Here is a 596-nt window from a genome sequence, read left to right as displayed (position 1 = left end):
TGCCATGATCTGTCAAGTATATATAAACAATCTGTATCAAAAAAAATTAATGAACCAGTTTTATAAAAACCGTATTGATTATCTAAATAAATTAAGTTTCCTAATGTAGTTAGTGGCGGTATAATAATTTGACTATATGAACTAGAATTGTCTAAAGGTACCATTAAAACTTTGTTAATACCTGAAGAACTTAATAAATATGCCAATGTTTGTGTCATATTAGCAGACGAAATTACAGTAGAAATTATTTTTTTACTATTTAATAAATCTGATTCATTGAATAAATAAAAAGTTACATCATTTCCGCTCAAAGCAGCATTATGTTGTCCTTTTTCATCTAATACCGTAGTTTTTTTAGCTTCTTCATATTCTTTCTTACTTAAGAAAGGTGTTGACTCGTCAATAAAAGCAGTAAATATACTGTTAAACACATCTTTTTTAAATAAAACTTTGTCGTTTTCATCAACTACTAACTTTTGAAATCTTAAACGAAATTTTACATCTAGTTTATTTTCAATTATTTCATGATATAGTTCTGTAGTTAAAGATAAATCTAATCTTATTACAGGAAAGTAGTCGTTCTCATAATCTTTTTC

Annotated in this window: 1 protein-coding gene; it reads right to left on the bottom strand. The window is 25.7% G+C overall.

What is annotated here, in order from left to right:
- Window positions 1–596: hypothetical protein (locus tag ETC00_RS19535; RefSeq protein WP_171567710.1), on the bottom strand; the 596-nt coding region annotated here is incomplete at both ends.

It is taken from the genome of Brevibacillus sp. MCWH (genome assembly GCF_013096935.1).
GTDB classification, from domain to species: Bacteria; Bacillota; Bacilli; order Brevibacillales; family Brevibacillaceae; genus Brevibacillus; species Brevibacillus aydinogluensis.
This window is presented reverse-complemented; position numbering and strand designations above follow the sequence as displayed.